This is a genomic window from Rummeliibacillus sp. POC4 (assembly GCF_003576525.1).
GTDB lineage: Bacteria > Bacillota > Bacilli > Bacillales_A > Planococcaceae > Rummeliibacillus.
Genome location: NZ_QWUA01000142.1, coordinates 1 through 1,835, shown reverse-complemented (window position 1 = coordinate 1,835; position 1,835 = coordinate 1). Strand labels below are relative to the sequence as shown.

Genomic DNA, 1,835 nt, shown 5'->3' with positions numbered 1-1,835 from the left:
AACATATCAAATTCGATTTCTTTTGCTTCACGGAAGTTTGCGTAGATATGAGCACCAAGAGCTTCTTGGATTACTTTATCTTCTGCAAGTGCAGCAAGTGCGTCATTTAAGTTAGCTGGTAAGTTACCGATACCTGCTTCTACGCGTTCTTCAGCATTCATAACATAGATGTTACGGTCTACTGCTGGTGGTGGTGTAAGTTGTTGTTCGATACCATTTAAACCTGCTTCAAGGATAACAGCCATAGCTAAGTATGGGTTAGCAGCTGGGTCAACTGAGCGTACTTCGATACGAGTAGATAGACCACGAGAAGCTGGGATACGGATTAATGGTGAACGGTTTTGAGCTGACCATGCAACGTAGCAAGGAGCTTCATAACCTGGTACTAAACGTTTGTAAGAGTTTACTGTTGGGTTTGTTACAGCAGTGAAACCTTTTACGTGTTTTAATACGCCAGCCATGAATTGGAAAGCAGTTTCACTTAGTTGTAAATCTGCAGATTCATCATAGAATGCATTTTCTTTACCTTTGAATAGTGAAACGTTACAGTGCATACCTGAACCATTTACACCAAATAAAGGTTTTGGCATGAATGTCGCATGTAAACCATGTTTACGAGCGATTGTTTTAACAACCAATTTGAATGTTTGGATATTATCACATGCTTCAACAGCATTTGCATATTTGAAGTCGATTTCGTGTTGACCAGGAGCAACTTCATGGTGAGAAGCTTCGATTTCAAAGCCCATTTCTTCAAGTTCTAATACGATATCACGTCGGCAGTTTTCACCAAGGTCTGTTGGAGCTAAATCGAAGTAACCACCGTGGTCATTTAGTTCAAGAGTTGGTTCGCCTGCTTCATCTAATTTGAATAGGAAGAATTCTGGTTCAGGTCCTAAGTTAAAGCTTGTGAAGCCCATATCTTGCATACGTTTAAGAACTCGACGTAAGTTGTTACGTGGGTCACCTTCAAAAGGAGTGCCATCTGGACGGTATACATCACAAATGAATCGACATACTGCACCTTTATCTACAGTCCATGGGAAAACGATAAAAGTATCTAAGTCAGGATATAAGTACATATCTGATTCTTCAATTCGTACGAAACCTTCGATAGAAGAACCATCGAACATCATTTTATTATCAAGTGTTTTTTCCAATTGGCTAACTGGAACTTCAACGTTTTTGATAGTACCTAAGATATCAGTGAATTGTAATCGAATAAATTTTACGTCTTTTTCTTCTACAAGTTTACGAATATCATCTTTTGTGTATTTACCCACACTAATCACTCTCCTATTTATATATGAAAATTTTATATGACTCGATTCATTTATAAGAAGAATCGAGATAAATCACCTTGTCTAATAGAACTTTTTTGCATTCTTTGTGCTTGTTGCATTTCTTCTCTTAGAATACGTCTTAAATCATCATCTGTTATATCTGTTTTTGGGTTTGCCACTACTGGCTCATTCTTCATTGCGAAGACTTTTTTAATACCTGCCATGTTAATGCCTTGATCAAGTAAATCTTTAATCTCTAATAAAACATCAACATCGTTTAATGAAAACATTCGGCGATTGCCTTCTGTTCTAGCAGGTGTGATAAGCTCATGTTCTTCGTAATAACGAATTTGTCGAGCAGTTAAATCAGTTAGTTGCATCACTATACTGATTGGTAGCAAAGGCATGGTCTTACGTATTTCTTTACTCATTTCCTTCACCTTACCTTTCACAAGATTTATGATACACGATGTTAGTATTCTTGTCAACGCCATGTGAGAATTAGTTACATACATTTTAAACTATTAAAAAAAGCCCGTCAACAATGAGTTT

Annotated in this window: 2 protein-coding genes; both read right to left on the bottom strand. The window is 37.1% G+C overall.

Going from position 1 to position 1,835, the window contains the following annotated elements; genetic code table 11:
* Positions 1 to 1,283: type I glutamate--ammonia ligase (gene glnA / locus D1606_RS18320; RefSeq protein WP_119417440.1), on the bottom strand; the 1,283-nt coding region annotated here is incomplete at its 3' end.
* Positions 1,284 to 1,333: 50 nt separating this feature from the next.
* Complete coding sequence (locus D1606_RS18315; protein ID WP_119417439.1) at positions 1,334 to 1,714, bottom strand: MerR family transcriptional regulator; 381 nt, start codon at positions 1,712 to 1,714, stop codon at positions 1,334 to 1,336.
* Positions 1,715 to 1,835 lie beyond the last annotated feature (121 nt).